Annotated in this window: 5 protein-coding genes; all 5 read left to right on the top strand. The window is 65.5% G+C overall.

Annotation, left to right across the window (positions count from 1 at the left end; translation table 11 throughout):
• Positions 1–978: NADH-ubiquinone oxidoreductase-F iron-sulfur binding region domain-containing protein (locus tag EOA60_RS15435; protein WP_281060745.1), on the top strand; the 978-nt coding region annotated here is incomplete at its 5' end.
• A 10-nt stretch (positions 979–988) separates the two neighbouring features.
• On the top strand, positions 989–3,901 hold the full coding sequence (fdhF, locus tag EOA60_RS15430; protein ID WP_095824280.1) for a formate dehydrogenase subunit alpha: 2,913 nt from the start codon (positions 989–991) through the stop codon (positions 3,899–3,901).
• A 2-nt stretch (positions 3,902–3,903) separates the two neighbouring features.
• Entirely contained in the window at positions 3,904–4,734 is an 831-nt protein-coding gene (gene fdhD / locus EOA60_RS15425; RefSeq protein ID WP_095824281.1) for a formate dehydrogenase accessory sulfurtransferase FdhD, read from the top strand.
• Positions 4,724–5,038: a formate dehydrogenase subunit delta gene (locus EOA60_RS15420; protein WP_067003609.1), complete on the top strand. Its 315-nt coding sequence runs from the start codon at positions 4,724–4,726 to the stop codon at positions 5,036–5,038. The genes fdhD and EOA60_RS15420 overlap by 11 nt, the downstream gene beginning before the upstream one ends.
• Before the next feature lie 125 nt (positions 5,039–5,163).
• Positions 5,164–5,874 (top strand): alpha/beta hydrolase (locus EOA60_RS15415; protein ID WP_164899329.1); only part of this gene is annotated, 711 nt, incomplete at its 3' end.

Below are 5,874 nucleotides of genomic sequence, written 5' to 3'. Positions count from 1 at the left end.
ATCATGGAGGGCGATCCCTTCGTGCTGATCGAAGGGATGGCGATCGCCGGCATCGCCACCGGCGCGACGAAGGGCTTCGTCTATATCCGCTCGGAATATCCGCATGCGGTGGCGACGATGAACAAGGCGGTCGCGATCGCCCGCAAGGCGGGCGTGCTCGGCGTCAATGTGCTGGGCTCGCCCAACGCCTTCGACATGGAAATCCGCGTCGGCGCCGGCGCCTATGTCTGCGGCGAGGAAACCTCGTTGCTCAACAGCTTGGAAGGCAAGCGCGGCGTGGTTCGTGCCAAGCCGCCGCTGCCGGCGATCCAGGGATTGTTCGGCAAGCCGACGGTGATCAACAACGTGATCAGCCTGGCCTCCGTGCCGATCATCATGGACAAGGGCGCCGCCTACTACAAGGATTTCGGCATGGGCCGTTCGCGCGGCACGATCCCGATCCAGATCGCCGGCAACGTCAAGCATGGCGGCCTGTTCGAGACGGCCTTCGGCCTGACGCTGGGCGAAATTGTCGACGAGATCGGCGGCGGCACGGCTTCGGGGCGGCCGGTGAAGGCGGTGCAGGTCGGCGGCCCGCTCGGCGCCTATTTCCCACGCGCGCTTTTCGACACGCCGTTCGATTACGAGGCTTTTGCTGCCAAGGACGGGCTGATCGGCCATGCCGGCATAACCGTGTTCGACGACAGCGCCGACATGATGAAGCAGGCGCGCTTTGCCATGGAATTCTGCGCCATCGAAAGCTGCGGCAAGTGCACGCCGTGCCGCATCGGCTCGACGCGCGGCATGGAGGTTCTGGACAAGGTCGCCGCGGGCATCGAAGCAGAGAAGAACCTCGCTCTGGTCACCGACCTCTGCAACACGATGAAGTTCGGATCGCTCTGCGCGTTGGGCGGCTTCACGCCCTACCCCGTGATGAGCTCGATCACGCATTTCCCCGAAGATTTCAAGCCGGCGCCGACGCGCGTGGCTGCCGAATAGGAGCTGGCAGATGAACATCAAAGCCGACTTCCCGACACTCATCGAAGAGATCGACTACGGAACGCCGGAGTCGAAAGCCGCGAAGCAGGTGACGCTGACCGTCGACGGGCAAACCATCACCGTGCCGGAAGGCACCTCGATCATGCGCGCGGCGATGGAAGGCGGGGTCGAGATCCCGAAGCTCTGCGCCACCGACATGCTGGACTCTTTCGGCTCGTGCCGGGTCTGCCTGGTCGAGATCGAAGGCCGCGGCGGCACGCCGGCATCCTGCACGACGCCGGTCGGCGAGGGCATGGTGGTGCGCACGCAGTCCGAGCGGCTCGATGCCATCCGCCGTGGCGTCATGGAACTCTACGTCTCCGACCACCCGACCGGCTGGAACGAGAAGGCCGGAACCGGCGCCAGCGAGTTCGACGCGGTTGCGGAGTCGGTCGGTCTGACCGAGAACCGCTACGGCGTCGAAGGCCGCAACCACGTCAAGGAAGAAGGCGGCGTGGCGCCCGGCCATGGCTCGCTGGCGGTCGACTACATCGCCCGCGATGAGTCCAACCCCTACTTCACCTATGATCCGGCGCAGTGCATCGTCTGCTCACGCTGCGTGCGCGCCTGCGAAGAGGTGCAGGGCACCTTCGCGCTGACCATCGAGGGCCGCGGCTTCGAGTCCCGCATGGTCGCCGGCATGCATGAGGATTTCATCGCTTCCGAATGCGTGTCCTGCGGCGCCTGCGTGCAGGCCTGCCCGACCGACGCATTGCGCGAGAAGACCGTGCTCGAGAAGGGCATGCCGGAGCGCTCGGCCGTCACGACCTGCGCCTATTGCGGCGTCGGCTGCTCGTTCAAGGCGGAAGTGAAGGGTGACGAAGTCATCCGCATGATGCCCTACAAGGACGGCAAGGCGAACCACGGCCATTCCTGCGTCAAGGGCCGTTTTGCCTATGGCTATGCCACCCACAAGGACCGCATCCTGAAGCCGATGCTACGCGAGAAGATCACCGATCCGTGGCGCGAGGTGAGCTGGGAAGAGGCGATTGCCCACACGGCGAAGGAATTCCGCCGAATCCAGTATCAGTACGGACGCGGCTCGATCGGCGGCATCACCTCCTCGCGTTGCACGAACGAGGAGACCTATCTTGTCCAGAAGCTGGTGCGGCAAGGCTTCCGCAACAACAATGTCGACACCTGCGCGCGCGTCTGCCATTCGCCGACCGGCTACGGCCTCGGCCAAACCTACGGTACCTCGGCCGGCACGCAGGATTTCGACTCGGTCGAATTCACCGACGTCGCCGTCATCATCGGCGCCAATCCCGCTACGGCGCATCCGGTGTTCGCCTCGCGGCTGAAGAAGCGGCTGCGCGAGGGCGCCAAGCTGATCGTGCTCGACCCGCGCCGCACCGAGATGGTGAAGTCGGCGCATGTCGAGGCGGACTATCACCTGCCGCTGAAGCCCGGCACCAACGTCGCGGTGCTGACGGCGCTGGCCCATGTCATCGTCACCGAGGGCCTGTTCGACGAAGCCTTCATCCGCGAGCGCTGCGACTGGGCCGAGTTCCAGGACTGGGCGTCCTTCGTCGCCCTGCCGGAAAACAGCCCCGAGACGGTCGGCAAGCTGTCCGGCGTCGATCCTGAAGCGATCCGGGGTGCCGCGCGCCTGTACGCCAGGGGCGGCAACGGCGCGATCTATTACGGCCTCGGCGTCACCGAGCACAGCCAGGGCTCGACCACGGTGATGGCGATCGCCAACCTCGCCATGGCCACCGGCAATATCGGCCGTCCGGGCGTCGGCGTGAACCCGCTGCGCGGCCAGAACAATGTCCAGGGCTCCTGCGACATGGGTTCCTTCCCGCATGAGCTGCCGGGCTATCGCCATATCTCCGGCGAAGCCGTGCGCGACATCTATGAGAGCCTGTGGGGCGTGAAGCTGGACGAGGAGCCCGGCCTGCGCATCCCCAACATGCTGGATGCCGCCGTCGACGGCTCGTTCAAGGGCATCTACATCCAGGGCGAGGACATCTTGCAGTCCGACCCCGACACCAAGCATGTCGCCGCAGGGCTGGCCGCGATGGAGTGCGTGGTGGTGCACGACCTCTTCCTCAACGAGACGGCGAACTACGCCCATGTCTTCCTGCCGGGCTCGACCTTCCTGGAGAAGGACGGCACCTTCACCAATGCCGAGCGCCGCATCAACATGGTGCGCAAGGTGCTGGAGCCGAAGGCGCGCTACGCCGACTGGGAGGCGACGCAGGAGCTCGCCCGCGCCATTGGGCTCGACTGGAACTACACGCACCCGTCTGAGATCATGGACGAGATCGCCAAGACGACGCCGAGCTTCGCCGGCGTCTCCTTCGAGCTGCTCGACCGTGTCGGATCGGTGCAGTGGCCCTGCAACGAGAAGGCACCGCTCGGCACGCCGATCATGCATGTCGACGGCTTCGTGCGCGGCAAGGGCAAGTTCATCCGCACCGAATATGTCGCGACGGACGAACGGACCGGCCCGCGCTACCCGCTGCTGCTCACCACCGGGCGTATCCTGTCGCAGTACAATGTCGGTGCGCAGACCAGGCGTACCGAAAACGTCGCCTGGCATGCCGAAGATCGGCTGGAGATCCATCCGCACGACGCCGAGAACCGCGGCATCCGCGAGGGCGACTGGGTGCGGCTGGCGAGCCGTTCGGGCGAGACCACGCTGCGCGCGCTGATCACCGACCGCGTGTCGCCCGGCGTCGTCTACACGACCTTCCACCACCCGGACACGCAAGCCAATGTGATCACGACCGACTTCTCGGACTGGGCGACCAATTGTCCGGAATACAAGGTCACCGCCGTGCAGGTGGCGCCATCTAACGGCCCGACCGAGTGGCAGAGGGACTATAACGAGCAGGCCAAGCAGAGCCGCCGCATCGCCCCGCTGGAAGCGGCGGAGTAGTCTTGGCCGCGCGCCGCAAAGCCACGACGCAAATCTCGCGGCTGGCGCGTCGTGCCGGCGGCACGGCGGCTGCGAACCGCATGGTGCCGGAGGAGACGCCGGTCGCGTTCTCCTATGCCGGCACCAGCCATGCGGTGATGATGGCGAGCCCGGCCGATTTCGAGGATTTCGCGCTCGGCTTCTCGCTCACCGAAGGCATCGTTGCCGACCCGGCAGAGATCGAGGCGATCGAAGTCGAGGATCTCGGCGCCGGCATCGACATCCAGATCAAGCTGAAGGACCGGGCCAACACGCGCTTCCAGGCGCGACGGCGCCGGCTTGCCGGGCCGGTCGGCTGCGGCCTGTGCGGCATCGAATCCATCGAGGAAGCGATGCGGTCGGTCGACGCGGTCGGTTCGTCGAAGCTTACGCTCGACGCCGAAGACGTCACGCGTTCGGTCAAGCTGCTGTCGAAGCAGCAGCCGCTGCACACCGAGACCGGGGCGGTGCATGCTGCCGGCTTCTACGTTCCCGGCAAAGGTATCGTGATGGCGCGCGAGGATGTCGGCCGCCACAATGCGTTGGACAAGCTCGCCGGCGCGCTGGCCAAAGCCGGCATCGACGGCGCGAGCGGCGCCGTCGTGGTCACCTCGCGCGTGTCGGTGGAGATGGTGCAGAAAACCGCCGCCATCGGTGCCCCGGTCATCATGGCGGTTTCGGCGCCGACCGCGCTTGCCATCCGCACCGCCGAGTCCGCCGGGATGACGCTGGTGGCGCTGGTGCGCGGCGACGATTTCGATATTTTCACCCACCCCGAACGGGTGGCTTCCGGAGTTGCCAAGCATGTCGCATGACGAGGACCACATCGCCAGCACCAAGGAAAAGCTGGTGCGCATGGCCAATCAGATCGCCACCTTCTTCCATTCGAAGCCGCGCGAGGAAGGCATTGCCGGCGTTGCCGAGCACATCAACAAATTCTGGGAGCCCAGGATGCGGCGGCAGTTCTTCGAGCTGCTGGACGGCGACCCGGAAGATTTCGACGAGCTGGTGATCGCCGCATCCGCCAAGATCAAGCGTCCGCTGACGGCGGAGCAGGCCGACAAGAGCCTCGGTTACAGCAAGCCTGCGGAGGCTGAGGGCGCCATTCCGCATAAGTAGGGCCTCGGGGCCGCATCGGCGCTAAAGGTCTTAGTATTTCCGCTCTCTAAAGTTTCGCTGCCGCAAGCCGGCTGCCTCTGCTATGGTTGAGGACAGGAGATCGTCTGGCCGGGCGGGGTAGTTGCGTGAGGCCGATCGAGACCAGATATGCCCGTAGCGGGGATGTGCGGATCGCCTATCAGGTGGTCGGCCAAGGCTCGTTCGATCTCGTCTTCGTCCCCGGCTTCATCTCCAATCTCGACCTACAATGGGAAGACGAGGGCTACAGCCGCCTGCTGAAGCGGCTTTCGGCTTTTTCACGGCTGATTCTGTTCGACAAACGCGGCACCGGGCTGTCGGACCGCGTGGACAACCATCATTTGCCCGGCCTGGAGACCCGCATGGATGACGTGCGCGCGGTGATGGACGCCGCCGGCAGCGGCCGCGCGGCGATCCTCGGCGCTTCGGAAGGCGCACCGATGGCGATGCTGTTTGCCGCGACCTATCCGGAGCGGACGCGAGCACTCGTGCTCTATGGCGGTTATGCGCATTTCCACAAATGGGTAATGCCGCCGGAGCGCCTGGAAGCCTTCATCGAGGTTGCCGAGACTTGCTGGGGCACCGGCGCAACCTTGCCCAATTTCGCGCCAGGCCGGGTGGATGACACGCATTTCGCCCGGTGGTGGGCACGGTTCGAACGGCTGTCGGCCGGCCCGACGGCCGCGGCAGCCCTTGCCCGCATGAATGCAGACATCGACCCGCGCGGCATTCTGTCCGCGATCCACGCCTCGACGCTGCTGATCCATCGCCGCAATGACGCGCGCGTCGATGTCTGCATTCATGCGGGCAAGGGCTGC

The organism is Mesorhizobium sp. M1A.F.Ca.IN.020.06.1.1 (assembly GCF_004023265.1).
GTDB lineage: Bacteria > Pseudomonadota > Alphaproteobacteria > Rhizobiales > Rhizobiaceae > Mesorhizobium.
This window is presented reverse-complemented; position numbering and strand designations above follow the sequence as displayed.

Coding starts and splice junctions, on each gene's coding strand:
- fdhF (WP_095824280.1), top strand. CDS start 989: ATGAACATCAAAGCCGACTTCCCGACACTCATCGAAGAGATCGACTAC.
- EOA60_RS15420 (WP_067003609.1), top strand. CDS start 4,724: ATGTCGCATGACGAGGACCACATCGCCAGCACCAAGGAAAAGCTGGTG.